Source organism: Streptomyces sp. AB3(2024), assembly GCF_041862025.1.
GTDB lineage: Bacteria > Actinomycetota > Actinomycetes > Streptomycetales > Streptomycetaceae > Streptomyces.
Window position 1 is genome coordinate 21,772 of record NZ_JBGWAB010000047.1, and the last position, 18,729, is coordinate 40,500.

General features: G+C 74.0%; 18 protein-coding genes. 11 read left to right on the plus strand and 7 right to left on the minus strand.

The genetic code is table 11. From position 1 onward, the window contains the following. Positions 1-182: 182 nt before the first annotated feature. The 4 genes from ACEPPI_RS19790 to ACEPPI_RS19805 are packed head-to-tail and all read right to left on the minus strand — an operon-like array spanning position 183 to position 5,285. The gene (locus tag ACEPPI_RS19790; RefSeq protein WP_373916552.1) at positions 183-1,712 is read right to left on the minus strand and encodes an ABC transporter ATP-binding protein; all 1,530 of its coding nucleotides are present in this window, start codon (positions 1,710-1,712) and stop codon (positions 183-185) included. After that, a complete protein-coding gene (locus ACEPPI_RS19795) occupies positions 1,709-2,725 on the minus strand; it encodes an ABC transporter permease (RefSeq protein ID WP_373916553.1) in 1,017 nt (338 codons plus the stop codon). Before ACEPPI_RS19795 ends, ACEPPI_RS19790 begins: the two co-directional genes overlap by 4 nt. Then, positions 2,722-3,741, minus strand: coding sequence for an ABC transporter permease (locus ACEPPI_RS19800; protein ID WP_373916554.1), 1,020 nt, complete (start codon positions 3,739-3,741; stop codon positions 2,722-2,724). The genes ACEPPI_RS19795 and ACEPPI_RS19800 overlap by 4 nt, the downstream gene beginning before the upstream one ends. Further along, on the minus strand, positions 3,729-5,285 hold the full coding sequence (locus tag ACEPPI_RS19805; protein ID WP_373916555.1) for an ABC transporter substrate-binding protein: 1,557 nt from the start codon (positions 5,283-5,285) through the stop codon (positions 3,729-3,731). Before ACEPPI_RS19805 ends, ACEPPI_RS19800 begins: the two co-directional genes overlap by 13 nt. 313 nt (positions 5,286-5,598) lie before the next feature. Between ACEPPI_RS19805 and ACEPPI_RS19810 the strand changes: the two genes are divergently transcribed. From ACEPPI_RS19810 to ACEPPI_RS19835, 6 genes are all read left to right on the plus strand, one after another. Next, positions 5,599-6,594, plus strand: coding sequence for a TauD/TfdA family dioxygenase (locus ACEPPI_RS19810; RefSeq protein ID WP_373916556.1), 996 nt, complete (start codon positions 5,599-5,601; stop codon positions 6,592-6,594). 31 nt (positions 6,595-6,625) lie between these two features. After that, positions 6,626-7,660 carry an ornithine cyclodeaminase family protein gene (locus tag ACEPPI_RS19815; RefSeq protein WP_373916557.1) on the plus strand — a complete coding sequence of 345 codons (1,035 nt, stop codon included), beginning with the start codon at positions 6,626-6,628 and terminating at the stop codon, positions 7,658-7,660. A gap of 35 nt (positions 7,661-7,695) precedes the next feature. Then, the gene (locus tag ACEPPI_RS19820; protein WP_373916578.1) at positions 7,696-9,084 is read left to right on the plus strand and encodes a Y4yA family PLP-dependent enzyme; all 1,389 of its coding nucleotides are present in this window, start codon (positions 7,696-7,698) and stop codon (positions 9,082-9,084) included. A gap of 30 nt (positions 9,085-9,114) precedes the next feature. Next, entirely contained in the window at positions 9,115-10,143 is a 1,029-nt protein-coding gene (locus ACEPPI_RS19825; RefSeq protein ID WP_373916558.1) for a cysteine synthase family protein, read from the plus strand. A gap of 3 nt (positions 10,144-10,146) precedes the next feature. Continuing rightward, positions 10,147-11,562, plus strand: a complete 1,416-nt coding sequence (locus ACEPPI_RS19830; RefSeq protein ID WP_373916559.1) for an MATE family efflux transporter — start codon at positions 10,147-10,149, stop codon at positions 11,560-11,562. Positions 11,563-11,647: 85 nt separating this feature from the next. Continuing rightward, positions 11,648-12,238, plus strand: a complete 591-nt coding sequence (locus ACEPPI_RS19835) for a hypothetical protein (RefSeq protein WP_373916560.1) — start codon at positions 11,648-11,650, stop codon at positions 12,236-12,238. Between the two features lie 23 nt (positions 12,239-12,261). Here ACEPPI_RS19835 and ACEPPI_RS19840 read toward each other — a convergent pair whose 3' ends face one another. Continuing rightward, on the minus strand, positions 12,262-13,059 hold the full coding sequence (locus tag ACEPPI_RS19840; RefSeq protein WP_373916561.1) for a LysR family substrate-binding domain-containing protein: 798 nt from the start codon (positions 13,057-13,059) through the stop codon (positions 12,262-12,264). A 58-nt stretch (positions 13,060-13,117) separates the two neighbouring features. On the opposite strand from ACEPPI_RS19840, the gene ACEPPI_RS19845 reads away from it, so the two are divergent. Further along, positions 13,118-13,522, plus strand: a complete 405-nt coding sequence (locus tag ACEPPI_RS19845) for a DUF5997 family protein (protein WP_373916562.1) — start codon at positions 13,118-13,120, stop codon at positions 13,520-13,522. Between the two features lie 81 nt (positions 13,523-13,603). Then, positions 13,604-14,203 carry a DinB family protein gene (locus tag ACEPPI_RS19850; protein WP_373916563.1) on the plus strand — a complete coding sequence of 200 codons (600 nt, stop codon included), beginning with the start codon at positions 13,604-13,606 and terminating at the stop codon, positions 14,201-14,203. 68 nt (positions 14,204-14,271) lie between these two features. Here ACEPPI_RS19850 and ACEPPI_RS19855 read toward each other — a convergent pair whose 3' ends face one another. Together ACEPPI_RS19855 and ACEPPI_RS19860 are read right to left on the minus strand one after the other, a co-directional pair. Beyond that, the gene (locus ACEPPI_RS19855; RefSeq protein WP_373916564.1) at positions 14,272-14,961 is read right to left on the minus strand and encodes a response regulator; all 690 of its coding nucleotides are present in this window, start codon (positions 14,959-14,961) and stop codon (positions 14,272-14,274) included. Beyond that, positions 14,958-16,154, minus strand: a complete 1,197-nt coding sequence (locus ACEPPI_RS19860) for a sensor histidine kinase (protein WP_373916565.1) — start codon at positions 16,152-16,154, stop codon at positions 14,958-14,960. The genes ACEPPI_RS19855 and ACEPPI_RS19860 overlap by 4 nt, the downstream gene beginning before the upstream one ends. 187 nt (positions 16,155-16,341) lie before the next feature. Here ACEPPI_RS19860 and ACEPPI_RS19865 point away from each other — a divergent pair, with 187 nt between their 5' ends. From ACEPPI_RS19865 to ACEPPI_RS19875, 3 genes are all read left to right on the plus strand, one after another. After that, complete coding sequence (locus ACEPPI_RS19865) at positions 16,342-17,259, plus strand: ion transporter (protein WP_373916566.1); 918 nt, start codon at positions 16,342-16,344, stop codon at positions 17,257-17,259. Between the two features lie 87 nt (positions 17,260-17,346). After that, positions 17,347-18,084 carry a molybdopterin-dependent oxidoreductase gene (locus ACEPPI_RS19870; RefSeq protein ID WP_373916567.1) on the plus strand — a complete coding sequence of 246 codons (738 nt, stop codon included), beginning with the start codon at positions 17,347-17,349 and terminating at the stop codon, positions 18,082-18,084. Next, on the plus strand, positions 18,068-18,694 hold the full coding sequence (locus tag ACEPPI_RS19875) for a cytochrome b/b6 domain-containing protein (protein WP_373916568.1): 627 nt from the start codon (positions 18,068-18,070) through the stop codon (positions 18,692-18,694). Before ACEPPI_RS19870 ends, ACEPPI_RS19875 begins: the two co-directional genes overlap by 17 nt. The last annotated feature ends 35 nt before the right edge of the window (positions 18,695-18,729 follow it).

Sequence of the window (18,729 nt, forward strand, 5' to 3'; positions counted from 1 at the left end):
TTCCTGCGAGGGAACCCCCACCGACCCTCCCCCGCGGCCCGCCGCCGCGCAACGCGTGGATCGGCCGGCCGGCTCAGGCGGCGGGGCTCGGCAGGGGCCTCGTCGGGCGGCGGGACGGCCGCCGCCCTCCGCGCACGAGCGGCCGGCCGGGACCAGCAGCAGCGCCCCGAGCGGGGTGGACATCACAGCCCGGCCAGGACCACCTCCGTGGGACCGGCCGCGGACAGCCTGCCCGCCTCCAGCAGGTGGGCGGTCCGCGTGTAGGCGGCGACCAGGTCCGGCTCGTGGCTGACCAGCACCACCGTCATCCGCCGTTCGGCCCGCAGGCGGCGCAGCAGCTCCATGACCGCGACGGAGGTGTCCGGGTCCAGGGCCGAGGTGATCTCGTCGCACAGCAGCACGTCCGGCTCGGTGGCCAGGGCGCGGGCGAGGGAGACCCGCTGGCGCTGCCCACCGGACAGCTCGGCCGGGTAGCGGGCCGCGAACTCGGCGGGCAGCTCCACCTGTTCGAGGAGCCGGGCGACCTCCGCGGTGCTACGGGGGCCTCGCGGCGTCCCCCCGTGCAGCCGCAGGGGCCGCGCCAGGGCGGAGCCCACCGTGCGGGCCGGGTTCAGCGCGTCCAGCGGGTTCTGCGGGACCAGCTGCACCCTGCGGCGGTGCTCCCGGGCACGTCGGCGGGCCGTGGCGGCGAGCGGGGCACCGTCCAGGGTGAGCGTGCCGGAGTCGGGGGCGTGGAGCCCGGCCAGTACGCGCAGCAGGGTGGTCTTGCCGGAGCCGGAGGGGCCGACGACGGCCGTGGCCGTGCCGGGTTCCGCGTCGAAGTCCACGGCGTCCAGGGCCCGGTGGCGCCCGGCCCGGTGCGCGAAGGCCACGCCGACCCCGCGGGCGCGGAGCCCGCCCGCGGGCCCGGCGGACACCGGGGCGGCGGACGGGGCGACCCTCGGGGGCGTCACGGGGGCTCGTACGGACGGGGACCGCGGCCGGGAGCCCGAGTCCGGCTGCGGCTGCGGCTGCGGCGGACCCGGGAGCCGGACCACCCGGTCGGCGCAGGCTTCGACCAGTTCGGGGTCGTGGCAGGCCATCACGACGGTCAGCCCGCGGGCGGCGGCCAGTTGCCTCAGCAGCACGCCGATCTCGTCGCGCAGGGCGGGGTCCAGCCCGGCCGTGGGCTCGTCCAGCAGCAGCAGCTCCGGCTCGCGGGCCAGCGCCCTGGCCAGGGCCACGCGCCGCTGCTGCCCGCCGGAGACGGCGGTGGGCCGGCGCTCGGGCAGGCCGTCGTCGACGGGGAGCCGGCATTCGCGCAGCAGGGCGAGGACGGCCGCCGCGCCCGGGTCGACGGCGGTCTCCGCGACGATCCGGCGGATCCGCATGCGGGGGTTGAGGGCGGAGCCGGGGTCCTGGCCGACGTAGGCGATCCGGGTACGGCGCAGCAGGCGCAGTTCCCCGGCGCCGAGGGAGCCGGGCTCGGTCCCCAGTACCTCCAGGGTTCCCGCGGTGACGGCGGCGCCCTCGGGGAGGTGGCCGGTCAGCGCGCGCAGCAAGGTGGTCTTCCCGGCCCCGGAGGGGCCGGTCAGGGCGGTGATCCGGCCCGCCGGGACGGTCAGGGAGACCGGCCGCAGCAGGACCGGCCCGCCCGGGATGCCGATCTCCAGGCCGCGGAGCACTGCGGCGGGGGCGTCGGACGTGCCGGGGCTCTGGTCGAGGTCGCTCACGAGGTGGTGACCGCCTTGTGGGAGGAGCGGGAAGGACGGGAAGAGAGCGAGGCGGAGGCGAGGTTGAAGCTGATGGCGAGGACGGCGATGGCGAGGCTGGGGGCGAGCACGGCCCAGGGGTTGAGCAGGATGCCGGGCGCGTTCTCACGGACCATCAGGGCCCAGTCCGCGGCGGGGGGCTGCGGGCCGATCTGGAGGAATCCGGCCATCGAGATGACGTACACGGCCTCGACGAACCGCAGGCCGAACAGGGCGAGCACGGTGGAGCGCAGGTTGGGCAGCAGCTCGCGCAGGGCGATGTAGGACAGCCGCTCGCCCCGGGCGGTGGCGGCCTCCACGTAGCCGGCGCGGGCCAGGGGCGCCGCGGCGGAGGCGACGATGCGCACGGCGTACGGGGTGCCGAGGACCACCGCGGCCGCTATGACGGCCCACCGGCCGCCGCCCGGCCAGGCCAGGGCGATGAGCATGATGCCGAGGACCGGCGGGAGCAGGATGAGGACGTCGGCGGCGCGTTCCACGGCGCGGCCGAGCGTGGGGTGCAGCACCGCGAAGCAGCCGAGCACGGTGGCGAGCAGGGTGACGACGACGGCGATGAGGAGGGCGCCGCCGATCAGGGCGCTGCCCCCGTGGAGCAGCCGGCTCAGCACGTCGCGCCCCAGCTGGTCCCCGCCCAGTACGGCTCCGTCCCCGGCGGCCGCGTAGGGGGCGGTGACGGGGGTGTCGAGGGGGTGCGCGGCGAGCCACGGCCCGGTGAGGGCCAGCAGGACCAGGAGCAGGCCGGGGGCGATCCGGCGCAGGGTCCGGCCGCGGGACCCGGCACCGGCCGGGCGCCCGGCCGGATCGCCGGCGGCGCCGTCCCGGAAGCCCGCGGGAACGCCGGCGGCGGGGGCGGGGGCGGGGGCGTCGGGCACGTCGGCGGGGGTGTCGGCAGGCGCATCGGCGGGCACACCGGCAGCGGTACCGGCCGGCATGTCGGCGGGGGTGTCGGCGGGGGTGTCGGCGGCTGCGTTCACGGGCGGTCTCCCAGGATGCGGTCCCGCAGCAGGTCGGCGGCCAGCAGGACGAGGCTGATGGCGGCGCCCGCGCAGGCGACGACGCCCGCGATGAGCGGGGTGTCGCGGCTGCTGACCGCCGAGGCCAGGACGCTGCCGATGCCCGGGTAGTTGAAGAGGGTCTCCACCACGACGGCGCCGCCGAGCAGCATGCCGGTGGAGGTGGCGATGCCGGTGGCGATCGCGGGGACCGCGCCCGGCAGCGCGTGGCGCAGGACGACCCGGCGCACGGGCAGCCCGTCGAGGTGGGCCGCCTCCACGTGCGGGGTGCGGGCCTGGTCGGCCAGGGCCCCGCGGACGATCCGGGTGTTCCAGCCGGTCTGCGGGATCACCAGCGCCAGGACCGGCATGACCAGCATGGTCCAGGAATCGGGTGCGCCGTCGGCACCGGTGAGGGTGACGGCGGGCAGCAGGCCGCTCCACAGGGCGAGGACGAGGAGCAGCCCGACGGAGACCACGAACTCGGGTACGGCGAAGGCGGCCGTGGCGGCGTGCGAGACGATCCGGTCGGTGAGCCGGCCGGGGCGGCAGGCGGCCCAGCAGCCCAGGGCGAGCGAGGCGAGGACGGTGAGGAGGAAGGCCGTGCCGCCGAGCAGGAGGGTGTTGGGGAGCGGGTCGGCGAGGAGGTCGGTGACCTTCTGCCCGCGCGCGCTGGTGCCGAGGTCCCCGGTGGGCAGGGCGGTCATCCAGTCGGCGAAGCGTTCCCAGACCGGGCGGTCGAGGCCGAGCAGGTGCCGGCGGGCCGCGACGTCGGCGGCGCTGTCCCCGCGCTCGGAGCTCGCGCTCGCCGCGTCGCCGGGCAGCAGCTCGACCGCGGCGAACACCAGGGCCAGCAGGAGGACCAGCATCAGGGCCCGGCGGGCCACCGCGGCCGCGAGGCGCAGCAGGGGGCGGACGCGGCGCGCCGCACCTGCCTCCCCCGGGGTTCCGGGGGAGGCAGGTGCGGGCTCGGGGGCCGTACGGCTCAGGCCAGCCACGCGTTCTCCAGCTGGACGCGGCCGTAACCGGGCAGCGTGGGCAGGCCCTTGACCTTGGCGGCGGCGAGGTCGATGCCGTCGGCCATGCCCCACAGGAGGTAGCCGGAGCGCTCGTGCTCGATCTGCTGGAGCTCCTTGAGGGCGGCGGCCCGCTCCTTCTCGTCGACGGTCGCGGTCGCCTTGCGGTAGGCGGCGTCGAAGGCGGGGTCGTTCCAGCCGGCCTCGTTCTGCCCGGCCTCGGAGACCATGGTCTTGGAGGCGAAGAAGACCACGGAGTCGTTGGTGCCCCAGTAGGTCGTGTAGAAGTCGCCTGTCTTCCAGGTCTTGTCCCAGAAGGCCCCGGACTCCTGCTTGACGACCTCGACCTTGATTCCGGCCTCGCGGGCCTGGTTGGCGAAGAGGGTCGCGGACTCGGCGAGTCCGGAGACGTCCTCGGTCGTGACGAGGGAGTAGGTCTTCGAGAGGTCGAAGTTCGCCTCGGCGAGCAGCTTCTTGGCCTTCTCCAGGTCCCGCTTGCGCTGCGGGACGTCCTTGGCGTAGGCGGGGTCGCCGGTGCCCATGATGTCGTTGGCGACGGTGCCGTAGCCGGAGAGGACCTGCTTGACCATGGCGTCGCGGTCGACGACCAGGCGCATGGCCTCGCGTACGCGCGGGTCGGCGAAGGGGCTGCCCGGCGCGGCACGCATGACGATCGGCATCGCCATGTCGTTGGGGCGGCGCAGGACCTGGATGTCCTTGCGGGTCGCGGCGGTGCGGGCGGCGACGGCGCCGGCGTTGGAGGCCACGTCGATCTGACCGGCCAGCAGGGCGTTGGCCATGGCCTGCGGGGTCTCGAACATGGTGACCTCGATGGCGTCGAGGCGCACGGTCCCGCCGTACCACTTGTCGTTGCGGACCAGGCGGGCGTTGCCGCCCCGGTACCAGTCGAGCTTGAACGGGCCGGTGCCGGGGGCCTTGTCGAGGGCGTTGTCCGGGGTGTCCTTCTTCATCACGAAGGTGGCCAGGCGCGTCAGCAGCGGGAAGTCGGCGTTGGCGTAGTCGGAGACGACGACGACCGTGTCCGCGCCGTCGGCGGTGATGCTCTCGGGCCCCTTGACCCCGGGCAGGCGGGCCGCGCCGGAGGGCGTGGCGCGCAGCCGGCGCAGCGACCAGACGACGTCCTCGGCGGTGACCGGGGTGCCGTCGTGGAAGGCGGCGCCCTTGGCGAGCTTGAAGCGCCAGGTCTTCAGGTCGGCGGAGGGCTCCCAGGAGGCGGCCAGGCGGGGCACCGTGTTGGTCTTCGCTCCCGGCATGGCGAGGGTGTCGAAGACGAGGGCGATGACGAGGTAGTCGCTCTCGTTGGCCTGGGTGCCGTGGGGGTCGCGGGTGATGGCTCCGGCACGGCCGAGCGCGCCGATACGGAGCGTGCCGCCGCTCTTGGGCGCGGCGTCCCCGCCGGCCTTCCCGTCCGTGGTGCCGCCGTCTCCCGAGGAGCAGGCGGCGAGCAGGGCTGCCGCGCCCATCGCCCCGCCGGCCCACAGCACTTGGCGCCTGTCGATGTCCACGTACGTCCTCGTTCCGCTGAAGCAACTGAGTGAATGCTTAGGTTTGCCTACCCTAATGACGACCACCCCTGCAAGTTGCGATCCGCGATGGGACGCATGTCCGAATATCGATTCCAGGTGACCAGCAAGTAAGGTTTGCCTTACCTCACTTCGGTGCTAGCGTTCGAAGCGTTCCCCGGTTCCGCAGGTTTTCGAACGGGCTCCAACTCCCTTTCATTTCTTGCCAGTTGACGCTCCCCGCCATCCCTTCGGGAGAGAGCGCACCCAGAGAACCGGGCTCTCCCTGCCATCCGAAGAAACGGATCTTCTCGCCATGAGCACGGCAGCCGCCCCAGTCCGTCAGCTCGATGCCCACACCGTGGCCGAACTCCGTCGGGCCGCCGAGGAACTCCTGGCCGAGTTCGGCACCTCCGCCACGAGCCCCCGGCTCCTGGCCCGCGTCCGCGAAGTGGCCGACGGCCTCGGCGAGGACCTGCGCCACCACTGCCGTCCCGTCGACACCGCCGACGGACTGTTCGTCCTGCGCGGCCTCGACGTCGACGACGCCGCCATCGGCCCCACTCCCCCGGGATGGGCGAGCGCCGGTGACAGCGGAGCCGTGTACGACCTCGCCCTCCTGCTGCTCGCCACCGTGATGGGCAACCCCATCGCCTGGGAGGGCCAGCAGGACGGCCGCTTCGTCCACAACATCGTTCCCTCACCCGGCCACGAGAGCGAACAGACCGGCGCCAGCAGCTCGGTCCTGCTCAGCCCGCACACCGAGGACGCCTTCCACCCCGGCCGCGCCCACCTGCTGATGCTCGGCTGCATGCGCAACCACGACCACATCGCCACCACCGCGGCGAGCGTCCGCCTCACCCGGCTCACCGACGCCGACGTCGACGTCCTCACCCGGCCCGCGGTGCCGATCCTGCCCGACGACGCCTACGCCGAGGCCCAGGGCTACGCCGACCAGGCACCACCGCCCGTCCCCGCCCTCTTCGCCACCGAGGACGGCATGACCCTGCGCTTCGACCCGGCGTACACCCCGCTGGAGGAGGCCGACGAGGCGTACCGGTCCTCGTACGGCCGGCTCTCCGAGGAACTGGCCCGGGTCTCGGTCGCCGTCAGCCTCAGTCCCGGCGACGTCCTGGTCGTCGACAACGACCTCGTCGTGCACGGCCGCGTCGCCTTCCGGGCCCGCTACGACGGCACCGACCGCTGGCTCAAACGCGCCTCGGTACGCGTACCCGGCCGCCACACCCGTCCCGACGCCGAGGCCGGCGAACACGGCTACGGCCAGAGCGCCCTCGAAGCACACGCGAGCTGACCACCCGCCCCGCACCCGGAGGACCGACCCCATGACCGACACCAAGGCCGCCCCCGCCACCACCGCTTCCGCCTCCGCGCCGGCGGACGACCGGCACCTGCGCGTCCTGTCCACCACCGACCTCGCCGGGATCGACATATCCCTGGCCGACGTGGTGGAGACGGTGGAAGGCGCCTACCGCACCCTCGACGCCGGCCTGTCCGACAACCCCCGCAAGCTCACGGTCAAACCGACGGACGGGCACTCCGTCTCCTACGCGATGCTCGGCCGCGACGGCTCCCGCGACGTCGTCGCCGTCAAGACCTCCTACAAGCACGGCCTCGACAAGGGCCGCGAGGAGCAGCACTACTACACCGCGCTGACGCTCTACGACGACGCCACCGGCCTGCCCGTCGCGATGATGGACTGCTCCCGCATCGGCTCCCTGCGCACTCCCGCCGTCTCGGCACTGCTGGCCCGCGAACTCGCCGCTCCGGCGGCCCGCGGCGCCCTGGTCATCGGCACCGGTACCCAGGGCCGGCTGGCCCTGCCGTTCCTGCTGACCACCCTCCCGGACCTGGACCGGCTGATGCTGTCCGGTACGCACCCCGAGGGCATCGCCGCCGTCCGCGAACAGCTGCGCGCCCACTTCCCCGACCGGGACGTGGAGCTGGTCACCGACCTGCGGGCGGCCGCCGCCGACGCCGACGTCATCGTCGCCACCGCGGGCGGCCACACCCCGGCCGCGGTGGAGGCGGGCTGGCTCCGGCCCGGCGCGCTGGCGGTCCTCGTCGGCCACGGGCTGGCGCCGTCCACCCTGCACGAGGCCGACCGGGTGATCGCCACGAGCGAGGCACAGATGAACGTCACCGGCGCGGACATGGCCGACGCCGACGGCGAACTCCCGCCGGTGGACTGCGAGTTCCCGGCCGTGCTCGCCGGGCGGAGCAGGGGCCGGACCGGCGCCGACGAGCGCGTCTTCGCCTACAACAGCGGTCTCGTCGTCACCGACATCGCCCTCGGACACCGCTTCGCGCAACTCGCGCTCGCCCAGGGCCTGGGCACGGAGGTCGCGCTGTGGGCGTGAACGGCTCGACGGCGACGCACGGTTCCGCCACCGGGGTGGCCGGTCCCGCCGCGACCGGCGCCGCCCCGCCCACCCTGCCGGTCCTGCCCGACGAGGCCACCGAGCGGGTGCTGGCGAGCGGGCTGCTGCCCGAGCTCGCCCACGCCTTCGGCGGCCCGTTCCACTTCCTGCTGCCCGAGGCCTTCGACACCAACCTTCGGGGCATGCGGGAGGCCCTGGCCTCGGCCGGGGTCGAGGGGTTCGTGTACTTCGCGAAGAAGGCCAACAAAGCCGCCGTCTTCGCCGAACGCGCCGCGGCCGGCGGTGCCGGCGTGGACGTGGCCTCCGTCGGCGAGCTGTGCGAGGCCCTGGGCCACGGCGTGCGGGGCGAGCACCTCGTGGTCACCGGGCCCGCGAAGGACCCGGCGCTGCTGGACCTGGCCGTGCGGCACGGAGCGCTGATCGCCGTCGACGCCCTGGACGAACTCGACGCGCTCGTCGCGCTCGCCGACGGGGGGCCCGGCGGGCGGATCCGCCCGGCCCGGATCCTGTTGCGCTGTCTGCCGCCCGGTCAGCCCCACAGCCGCTTCGGGCTCTCCGAGCCGGAACTGGCCACGGCCCTGGACCGCTGCGTACGGGCCGGGGGCGCCCTGCGCACGGAGGGGTTCTCCTTCCACCTCTCCGGCTACGCCCTCCAGCCCCGGGCCGACCTCGCGGCCCGGCTGGTCGGCCTGTGCCTCGCGGCGCGGGTGCGCGGCCTGGAGGCGAGCCGGATCAGCATCGGCGGCGGCCTGCCGGTCAGTTACACCGACGCCGAGAGCTGGCGCGGCTTCCTCGCGGAGCAGCACAGCGGTCACTACCACGCCGCCAAGACCTTCCACACGGGCGACTTCTACCCCTACCACTCCCCCGTCGCGGGCGCCGAGGCACTGGCCGCGCTCCTGGCCACCCGCCCCGAGGGCCACGGGCAGCCGCTGTCCCGGCTCCTCTCCGACTCCGGCGTCCTGCTGCTCCTGGAGCCCGGACGAGCCCTGCTCCACCAGGCCGGAGCCACGGTCTTCCGGGTCCAGGGCGTCAAAGAACGCGCGGGCTACCGGATCCTGACCGTGGACGGCACCAGCCTGAGCCTGTCCGAACAGTGGTTCAACAGCGAGTACCTGCCCGACCCCGTCCTCCTCCCCCAGACCCCCGGGGCCGAGCGGGGGACGTTCCCGGCGAGCGTCGGTGCGGCCACCTGTCTGGAGTCGGACCTGCTCACCTGGCGCAAGATCCCCTTCCCGAGCCGCCCCCGCACCGGTGACCTGCTCGTCTACCCCAACACGGCCGGCTACCAGATGGACTCCAACGAGTCCCCCTTCCACGACCTGCCCCTGCCCCCGAAGGTCGTCATGGACCGGACCGGTCTGCCGCGCCCCCGCTGGCGCCTGGACCGCCACTTCACCTGACGCCCCCACCCCCACCCTCTGGAGTCACCGATGCCCGGAGCCCTTCAGCGTCCCGCCCTGGTATCCCGCGTATCCGACCTCGTCGGGTACACCCCCCTGCTGGAACTGGCCTCCACCGGGACCGGCAGCCGCCTGCTGCTGAAACTGGAGATGTTCAACCCGACCGGCACGGCCAAGATCCGCATGGCCCGTGCCATGGTCGACGCCGCCGAGGCGGCGGGCGAACTCCGGCCCGGCGGCAGGATCGTCGAGTCCACCTCGGGCAACACCGGCCTGGGCCTCGCGGTCATCGCCGCCGAGCGCGGCTACGCCTTCACCGCCGTCGTGGACCACCACGCCTGCCCCGACAAACTGCGGGGCATGAAGGCGCTGGGCACCGAGCTCGTCTACGTCGTCGACGACGGCACCGAGGAACTCGCCACCGCGGCCCGCGAGGAACTCGCCGAGGACATGGCCCGCGGGCAGGACAACACCATCTTCACCGAACAGCACAACAACCCGGCGAACGGTGTCGGATACTTCCCCGTGGCGCACGAACTCCACGAGGCGCTCGGCGGACGGATCGACGTCCTGATCGGCGCGGTCGGCACCGGCGGCGCCCTCTGCGGCACGGGCCGGGAGCTGCGCAAGCTCATGTCCGGCTTCTCCGTCATCGGCGTCGAGCCCAAGGGCTCCATCGCCTTCGGCGGCCCGGCCCACGACTACTACCAGTCCGGTACCGGCACCCCGGAGGGGGCCGGGATAGGCGCCCTCGTAGACTTCGACCTCATCGACGAGGGGGTCAAGGTCGGCGACGTCGAGGCCTTCGCGACCTGCCGCGCCGTCGCCCGTACCGGGCTCCTCATCGGCGGATCCGCCGGAGGCGTGGTCCACGAGGCCCTCGGCCGGCTGCCCTCCCTGCCCCCGGGCACGACGATGGTCGCGCTCGTCAACGACGGCGGAGAGAAGTACATGGACACCGTCTTCAACGACGACTGGATGAGGGCCCGCGGCCTCCTCGACCCCGAGGCCGAGCGGGAGATCGAAGAACTGCTCACCAAACTCCGCGGGAACCGGTGAACCATGCTCACCACTCTCCTCCGCGACAGCCGCGCCCTCGGGGTCCTCGCCGTCCCCCTGATCCTCACCCAGCTCGCCCAGGTGGCGCTGACCACGACCGACACCGTGATGATGGGGCTCCTGGGCACCCGGGAGCTCGCGGCCGGCGGTCTGGCCATCGTCATCTTCAACCAGCTCCGCACCATGGGCGTCGGCCTCGTCACCTCCGTCGGCAACCGGATAGCCGCCGCGGCCGCGCGGGCCGAACGGGCGGCCGAAGGGGGCGACGGCACCGCGGGGGGAGGGGCCGCGGACGACGAGGTGCGGGGCATCGTCCGGGCGAGCCTGGCCGTCGCCACGCTCGCCGGCGTCATCGGCGCGGTCCTCATGATCCTCATCGGACAGGCCCTCGGCCTGCTCGGCCAGGACGCGGACGTCGTCGGCCCCGCCCGGACGATGCTCCTCGCCCTCGCCCCCGGACTGCTGCCCTGTCTGTGGTTCCAGGCCGTACGCCAGTTCACCATCGGCATGCGCCGTCCGCAGGCCCTGCTGCGGATCACCATCGCCTCGGTCGCGGTCAACGCCGGCCTCAACTGGGTGCTGATCCACGGCACGTTCGGTCTGCCGCGGCTCGGACTCACCGGTATCGGCATCGCCACCTCGACCGTGTACCTGCTGTCCTTCCTCGCCCTCTTCGTCTCGGCGAAGCGGGACGAACGGCTGGCACCCCTCCTGACCCTCGACATCGCCAAGGCCGACCCGGCCACCGTCAAGCAGCTGGTCGCCCTGGGCGTCCCCATCGCCGCCACCTACGGCTCCGAGGCCGGATTCTTCTCGCTCACCGCGCTCATGGCCGGCTCCTTCGGACCCGAGGCCCTGGCCGCGCACACCGCCGTCAACCAGCTCGTCTACATCGTCTTCCAGGTCGCCGTCGGGCTCTCCCACGCGGCCTCCATCAACGTCAGCCGCGAACTCGCCCTCGGCCACCACGACGACGCCCGGCGCATCAAGAACACGGCGCTGGCCTGCGCCGCCGCCGTCATGGCCGTCGTCGGACTGCTCTACCTGACGGTTCCCCGGCTGGTCCTGGCGCCCTTCCTGGACTCCGGTCCCGATGCCGGCCAGGCTCCGGCCATCGCCGCCCAGCTCCTCGTCGTCACCGCGTTCCTGCAGTTCTTCGACTGTGCGCAGAACATCGGCGTGGGGCTGCTGCGGAGCCTCGACGACACCAGGAGCGGCTTCCGCATCACCCTCGTCGGCTACTGGGCCGTCGGACTGCCGGCCTCCTGGATCCTCGCGTACGCACTGGACCTGGACACCCTCGGCATCTGGCTCGGCCTGCTCACCGGCCTCGCCACCACGGCCGTCCTGCTGCTGCGCCGCTACTCCCGCTCCCTCACCGCCCATGCCCTGGCCCACCCCGCACCGGCCACCTGCTGAGACCGGGGTCCCCCGGGACCGCTCCCGGTCGCACAATGGGAGCAGGGGACCAGGCCGGACAGACACGGCGGGAGGCACGCACCCGGTGGACGAACAGGAACAGGACGCGTCGGGCGACCGCAGGCAATGGGCGGCGGCGGTGCTGGCGGGCCTCGGCACGGCCGAGGACATCGACCGCACGCTCGCCACGGCGCTCGATCCGCACACGGACCTGAGCGCCGAGAACAGCGTCCGCAGGGCCCGCGCCGTCCACGCGGCGGCCCTGGGCCTGGGGCCCGCCGGATGCGCGGCCGCGGCCGGGATCCCGGAGCCGATGCTGGCCGGCTGGCGCGCCCACGACCCGGCCTTCGACACGGCTCTCGCCTCGGCTTCGGCCCTGGCCGAGGCGCACCGGGTCGGGGCACCCGGCAAGGTCGGCGGTTTCGGCCTGCGCCTGCTGCTCCAGTCCGTGGCCAAGGGGGTGCACGCCGGGACCGCCGCGGCGATCGTCGGCCTGCGTTCCGACCAGCTGCTGCGGCTGCGCCGGGCCAACCCGCAGGTGTCGGCGCTCCTCGACGCGGCCGTCCAGCAGGCGAGGGGCCTGCGCGGGAACGACCGCCGGCCCCGGCGCGGCCACGCCTACCGGCTGGTGCACGTCAGCGACGCCGTACCCCCGGAGGAGACGGCGCGGCGCTGAGGAGACGGCCGGACGGCCCGGCGTCAGGGACGGCGGCGCGGCTTGCCGCGCTTGGCGGCCTTGGGGGCGGCGGAGCCGCCGCGGGGGTTCTTGCCGGACGTCTTCCCCGTCGCCTTGCCGCCCGTGCCGCCGCCCGGCTTCGCCCCGGTCCGGCCCGCGCCGGACTTGGCCGCACCGGCCTTGCGCTGCTTGGGCTGGGGCGGCGTCGGCGGACGGCCGCGGGTGCTGTTCACGGTCCGTCCCCGGACGATGCCGATGAACTCCTCCACCAGATCGGTGGTCCGCTCCTCGGGCCAGGACAGCGCGATGCGCGACTCGGGGGCGTCGGTGACCGTCCGGTAGGTGAGGTCCTTGCGGTGGTGCAGGCGGGCGAGGGACTGCGGAACGACGAGGACGCCGATGCCCGCGGCCACCAGCTCGATCGCGTCCGCCGTCGTGGCCGGGCGTTCGAAGGCGGGACGGCCCGGGAGGGTCTCCCAGCCGAGGACGTCGTCGAGGGGGTGCAGCACGATCTCGTCGGCCAGGTCCGCGGTCGACACCTCCTCCACGGCGGCCACCAGGTGGTCCTTCGGGATCACCACCACGGTCGTCTCGGTGTAGAGGGGGATCGCGCTGAGGTCCGCCCGGTCCACGGGCAGCCGCACGAATCCGGCGTCGGCGCCGCTGCCGCGCAGCGTGTCGAACGCCTCTGCGGCGGACACGCCCACCAGGGTCAGCGGGACGTCGGGCAGCCGCTCGTTCCAGATCCGCACCCACTTCGTGGGCGTCACTCCCGGGACGTAGGCGAGCCGGAACGAAGGGGGTACATCCGAGCCTGTCACTCCGCCAGGTTACCGGTCGTGGTCGGAGGTAGCGCACACGCTCGATACCCTTGAGACCATGACCTCGCACCAGAGCACCCAGACGATGAAGCCCGCGACTGCGGCGAAGAAGCTGGGTGTGTACCTCGAAGCCACCCCCGCAGAGTTCCAGGAGGGTGTGGTTTCGCGCTCCGAGCTGAACGCACTCCAGTCCGAGCCGCCCGCGTGGCTGGTGGAGCTGCGCCGCAACGGCCCGCACCCGCGGCCCGTCGTCGCGGCGAAGCTCGGCGTGTCCATCGCCGGTCTCGCGCGCGGCGGGGTCACCGAGGCCCTGACCACGGACCAGATCGAGGCCATCAAGCAGGACGACCCCGAGTGGCTCCAGAAGGAGCGCGCCACCCAGGCCGAGGTGCGCAAGGAAACCGTGCGCATCAAGGAGAAGAACGCCCAGAAGGCGCAGAAGCAGGCTGGCGACTCCCAGTAGCGGTCCCCGGGGGCGCGGGAAGCCGGCGGCGTCCGCCGAAAATCCGGTGACCACGGAGCCCCCGGTCGCAAGACTGGCCCGATGATCACATCGGATGCCAAGAAGGACCTGCAGATCTACCTCCAGGACGCCCGCGAGGTCCTGCTGTGGAAGCTCGACGGACTCTCCGAGTACGACGTCCGCCGGCCCGTGACCCCGACCGGCACCAATCTGCTGGGGCTGGTCAAGCACGCGGCCGGCGCCGAGGCCCTGTACTTCGGCGCCGGCTTCGGGCGGCCCTTCGAGTCGACGGCGTTGTGGATCACCGGCGACGCCGAACCCAACGCGGACCTGTGGGCCACGGCCGACGAGACCCGTGAGCAGATCACCGACCTCTACCGCGCGGCCTGCGCGCACGCGGACGAAACGATCGGGGCGCTCGACCTCGACGCCGTGGGCCGGGTGCCCTGGGGTGCCCGCAACGAGGTGACCCTCCACCACAGCCTCGTCCACATGATCGCCGAGACCGACCGGCACGCCGGGCACGCGGACGTCCTACGGGAGCTCATCGACGGGACCACCGGCCTGCGGACCGGGAGCGAGAGCCTGCCGGAGCGCGACGCGGCCTGGTGGGAGGCCCACCGGGCCCGGGTCGAGCGGGCGGCCCGGGAGGCCGGCCGCCTCGACGGCTCGGCGCCCTGAACACGCCCCTCCCCGAACACGCCCCGCCCCGAACACGGCCCGCCCGGAACCCCGCGGGGCGCGGCGGCTCAGCCGGGTGGTGCGACCAGCCCCGCCTCGTAGGCCGTGATCACCAGCTGGACCCGGTCCCGGGCGGCGAGTTTGCTGAACAGCCGCGCCACGTGGGCCTTGGCCGTGGCCACGGAGATGAACAGCTCCTCGGCTATCTCGGTGTTCGACAGGCCCCGCCCCACCAGGACGAGGACCTCCCGCTCCCGGTCGGTGACCCCCGTGAGCGGGCGCTCCGGCCTCCGCGGCGGCTCGGCCCCCGCGCCGGCCCCCGGCTGCGGGCTCCGGACGAAGTCCGCGATCAGCCTGCGCGTGGCCCCGGGGGCGATCAGGGAGTCCCCGGCGGCCACGACCCGGATGGCGGCGAGGATGTCGTCCAGGGCCATGTCCTTGACCGCGAACCCGCTCGCACCGGCGCGCAGCGCCCCGTAGACGTGTTCGTCCTCGTCGAAGGTGGTCAGGACGAGGATCCTGGGCGCGCCCGGCTGCGCGGTGATCCGCCGGGTGGCCTCGATGCCGTCCATGCCCGGCATCCTGATGTCCATCACCACCACGTCGGGGACGTGCTCGGCCGCGAGCGCGACGGCGTCCGCGCCGGTGCCGGCCTCGGCCACCACCTCCAGATCGGTGGTGTCGGCGATGAGCACGCGCAGCCCGGAGCGCACCAGCGGCTGGTCGTCGACGAGCAGCACGCGTACGGGACCGTTCATCGGGCCGCCTCCGTCCGCACGGCGGGCAGCGGCAGCTCGGCCGCGACGCGGAAGCCGCCCTCGGGGCGCGGTCCGGCGCTGAAGCGACCGTGGAGCAGGCTGACCCGTTCGTACATGCCGGTGATGCCGAAGCCGCTCTTCCCGGCGCGCGCGGACATCCCCCGCCCGTCGTCGAGGACCTCCACGCGCAGTTCCTCCGCCGAGAAGTCGAGGCCCACCCGGGCGCGGACACCGCCGCCCGCGTGCCGGACCACGTTCGTCAGCGCCTCCTGCACGATGCGGTACACCGACAGGTCGATGTCCGGCGGGAGGTCGCGCCGCTCGCCCGTGGTGCGTACCTCGACCCGCACCCCGGAGTCGGCCAGCGAGGCCGCGAGGGCGTCGAGGTCGGCCAGGCCGGGCGCGGGCCCCGTCGGAACGTGGCCGCCTTCCCCGTCGGGCTGGGCCCGGCGCAGGGCGACCAGGGTCCGGCGCAGGCCCGCCAGGGTCTCCCGGCTGGTGGCCTCGATGGCGTCGAGGGCCTTGCGGGCCTCGGCCGGCTGGGTCCCGATGACCCGGCTGCCGACCCCCGCCTGGATGGCGATCACGCCGATGCTGTGGGCGACCATGTCGTGCAACTCCCGCGCTATGCGCAGACGTTCGGCGGTGAGGGCCTCGGACACCTCCGACTCGCGCAGTTCGGCGCGGTGTTCGCGCCGCTCGCGCAGCAGGAGACCCGCCATGCCGCAGGCGCCCAGCGTCAGGAGGGTGACGAGCAGGCTGCCGTTCATCCCGTACGGGTCGTGGGCCAGGCCGGCGACCGCCGGCAGTTCCACCAGGGCCACGACGGCGCCGGCGACGGCCGTGGCCCGGCGGGTGCGGGTGACGACGACGATCCCGAAGACGATGGCCACGGGAACGTAGACCAGGTGGCGGTCGGTCGTCAGGTCGCCCCGCTGGGCACCGTAGGCCACCACCGTGGCGGCGGTCAGGGTGAGGGCCAGGGCCACGAGGGGCCTGCGCCGCAACAGGCCCGCGAGCAGGCTCAGCGCCAGCGTCAGGACGCTCGCCCTCAGCAGTCCGGTGGCCCGCGGGGTCCCGCCGATGAGCAGCAGCGCGGTGAGCGCGTAGAGGAACGCCCCGCCCCAGTCCGCGAGGGCGTGGCCCCACTTCCCGCCCGGCGTCGGCGGAACACTCTGCGTTGTTCTGTCCATGTCGCGACAGTAACGGGGGGCCTCCCGCCCGGGCATCGGCCCGGGGGCGTACGCCCCCGGGCGGGGCCGGATTCGTTGAAACCCGTTCGGCCGTGCGGCGTTAGAAGGGCGGAACGGCGTGGGCGCACGCCCCGCGCCGGTCGGGCCCCCGCCCATACGAGTACGACGAACGAGTACGAGGAGCGAGATGAACCAGCCGACGCCGGCCGGACCCGGCCGCAGGAGACTGGCGGCCCACTGCCGGAGGATCGCCGAGGACCCCTCCTTCGGGATGGCCGTCTTCGCCGTGATCCTGCTCAACGCGGGACTGATGGGCGCCGAGACCTACAGCGGGCTGGCCGACGCGCACCGCCAGGTCCTGCAACTGGCGGAGACCGGCTGCCTGACCCTGTTCACCCTGGAGATGCTGCTGCGCCTGGGCGCGTACGCGGACCGGCCGAAAGCATTCTTCCGGGATCCCTGGAACATCTTCGACCTGCTGATCGTCGCCTCGGCCTTCCTGCCGTTCCTGCGCGAGAACACCACCGTGCTCCGGCTGCTGCGGCTGGCCCGCGTGCTGCGCACCGCCCGGTTCCTGCCCCACCTGCGGATCCTGCTGCTGGCCGTGGGGCGCAGCCTGCCGGGCACGGCCAGCTTCCTGTTCGTCGGGGCGCTGGTCCTGTACGTGTACGCGATGGTCGGCTGGGTCTGCTTCGCGCAGTCCGACCCGGGCCACTACGGGTCGATCGGGCGGGCCATGCTCACCCTGTTCCTGCTGACCACCCTGGACGGCCTGACCGATGCCGTCCGGGCCGGTCTGGAGATCTCCCGGTTCAGCATCGTCTACTACGCCTCCTACGCGCTGCTCGCCTCCTTCGTGCTGGTCAACGTCCTGATCGGCGTGGTGCTCAACTCCCTCGACGAGGCGCGCGAAATGGAGGAGGCCGAAGCCCGGGCCCGGGAGCGCACGGCGAACGGCACGGATCCGGCCGACGAGGTCCGCGACCGGATCGTGGCGGCCCGCCTCGCCCTGGACGACCTGGAGGCGAGCCTCTCCCAGATCCCCGCCACCGCGAAGGCCCTCCCGGAACCCGAGCGGGAACGCCGGCTCGAATCGGCCGTCTAGCGGCGGGGCCCGCCGGGATGTGACGGAAGTCTGACGGACGGCCGCCGCGCCTGGTGTCCGGACCCCTGCCGGTGGTCGAATCATCGGGTGAGCACGGATACGCGTACGCAGGACCCCGACGGGCACGGTGCCCCCGTCGGGCGGCGGCTGCTCCTCGGCACCGTCGCGGCCGGCGCCGCCGCACTGGTCGCCGCGCCCGCCCTGCGCCGGGGCGTGGAGGCCGGGCTGGGGGCGGCGGCCGACCGGGATCCGACCGGTCTGACCGGGCTGCTGCCGAACGGCGGCGGGTTCCGGTACTACTCGGTGGCCGCGTCCGTGCCGGAGCGCGGGGCGGCCGACTACCGGCTGCGCGTCGACGGCCTGGTGGAGCGGCCGATGACGTACGACCTGGCCGCGCTGCGACGGCTGCCGCAGACCCGGGTGGTCCGCGACGTGCAGTGCGTGACCGGCTGGCGGGTCCCCGGCACCTCCTTCGAGGGCGTCGCGGTGATGCGCCTGCTCGACGCGGCGGGAGTGCGGCCCGAGGGCCGGGCCATCCGGTTCACCTGCTTCGACGGGACGTACACCGAGAGCCTCACCCTCCCGCAGGCGCGGCGCGACGACGTCATGGTGGCCCTGAGCATGCAGGACCGGCCCCTGGAGCACAGCCACGGCGGGCCGGCCCGGCTGTACGTGGCGCCCATGTACTTCTACAAGTCGGCGAAGTGGCTCTCGGGCATCACCGTGACCCGCGAGGCCGAACCCGGCTACTGGGAGGAGCTCGGTTATGACGTGGACGCCTGGGTCGGCCGGTCGAACGGACGCGACGATGCCCCGACCGTCTGAGGCCGGTCCGTCCGGCCCGCCCGAGCGGGTGCGGCGGTTCACCCCGGCCGAGCGCTGGGTGCACCGGGCCACGGCCGCCCTCATGGGGCTCTGCCTGGTCACCGCCGGCTGCCTGTACCTGCCGCCGCTCGCCGAGCTGGTCGGGCGCCGGCACCTGGTGGTCACGGTCCACGAGTGGGCCGGTCTGGCGCTGCCCGTGCCCGTCCTGCTGGGGCTCGCCTCGCACGCCTTCCGTACCGACCTGCGGGTGCTGAACCGCTTCGGCCCGCACGACCGGGTCTGGCTGCGTTCCGCGCTGCGCCGCCGGGGACCGCGCCCGGCCGGGAAGTTCAACGCCGGGCAGAAGCTGTGGGCGGCCTGGCTCGCCGGGGCGGTGCTGGTGATGCTGGGCACCGGGCTGCTGATGTGGTTCACCCGGCTCGCACCGCTGCTGTGGCGGACCGGCGCCACCTTCGTCCACGACTGGCTGGCCCTGGCGCTGGGGGTCGTACTCGCCGGGCACATCGGCAAGGCCCTGGGCGATCCGGAGGCCCGGCGCGGGATGCGCACCGGTTTCGTCGGGCGGTGGTGGGCCGACGCCGCGCATCCGCTGTGGCGGCCCGGGGACTGAGCCCCCGCCGTTCGGGCGGGGGCCGGTCCGCGCGG

Bases quoted from the DNA above. Each gene is read 5' to 3' on its own strand.
- ACEPPI_RS19810 (WP_373916556.1), top strand. From the start codon at position 5,599: ATGAGCACGGCAGCCGCCCCAGTCCGTCAGCTCGATGCCCACACCGTG.
- ACEPPI_RS19815 (WP_373916557.1), top strand. From the start codon at position 6,626: ATGACCGACACCAAGGCCGCCCCCGCCACCACCGCTTCCGCCTCCGCG.
- ACEPPI_RS19825 (WP_373916558.1), top strand. From the start codon at position 9,115: ATGCCCGGAGCCCTTCAGCGTCCCGCCCTGGTATCCCGCGTATCCGAC.
- ACEPPI_RS19830 (WP_373916559.1), top strand. From the start codon at position 10,147: ATGCTCACCACTCTCCTCCGCGACAGCCGCGCCCTCGGGGTCCTCGCC.
- ACEPPI_RS19845 (WP_373916562.1), top strand. From the start codon at position 13,118: ATGACCTCGCACCAGAGCACCCAGACGATGAAGCCCGCGACTGCGGCG.
- ACEPPI_RS19850 (WP_373916563.1), top strand. From the start codon at position 13,604: ATGATCACATCGGATGCCAAGAAGGACCTGCAGATCTACCTCCAGGAC.
- ACEPPI_RS19855 (WP_373916564.1), bottom strand. From the start codon at position 14,961: ATGAACGGTCCCGTACGCGTGCTGCTCGTCGACGACCAGCCGCTGGTG.
- ACEPPI_RS19860 (WP_373916565.1), bottom strand. From the start codon at position 16,154: ATGGACAGAACAACGCAGAGTGTTCCGCCGACGCCGGGCGGGAAGTGG.
- ACEPPI_RS19865 (WP_373916566.1), top strand. From the start codon at position 16,342: ATGAACCAGCCGACGCCGGCCGGACCCGGCCGCAGGAGACTGGCGGCC.
- ACEPPI_RS19875 (WP_373916568.1), top strand. From the start codon at position 18,068: ATGCCCCGACCGTCTGAGGCCGGTCCGTCCGGCCCGCCCGAGCGGGTG.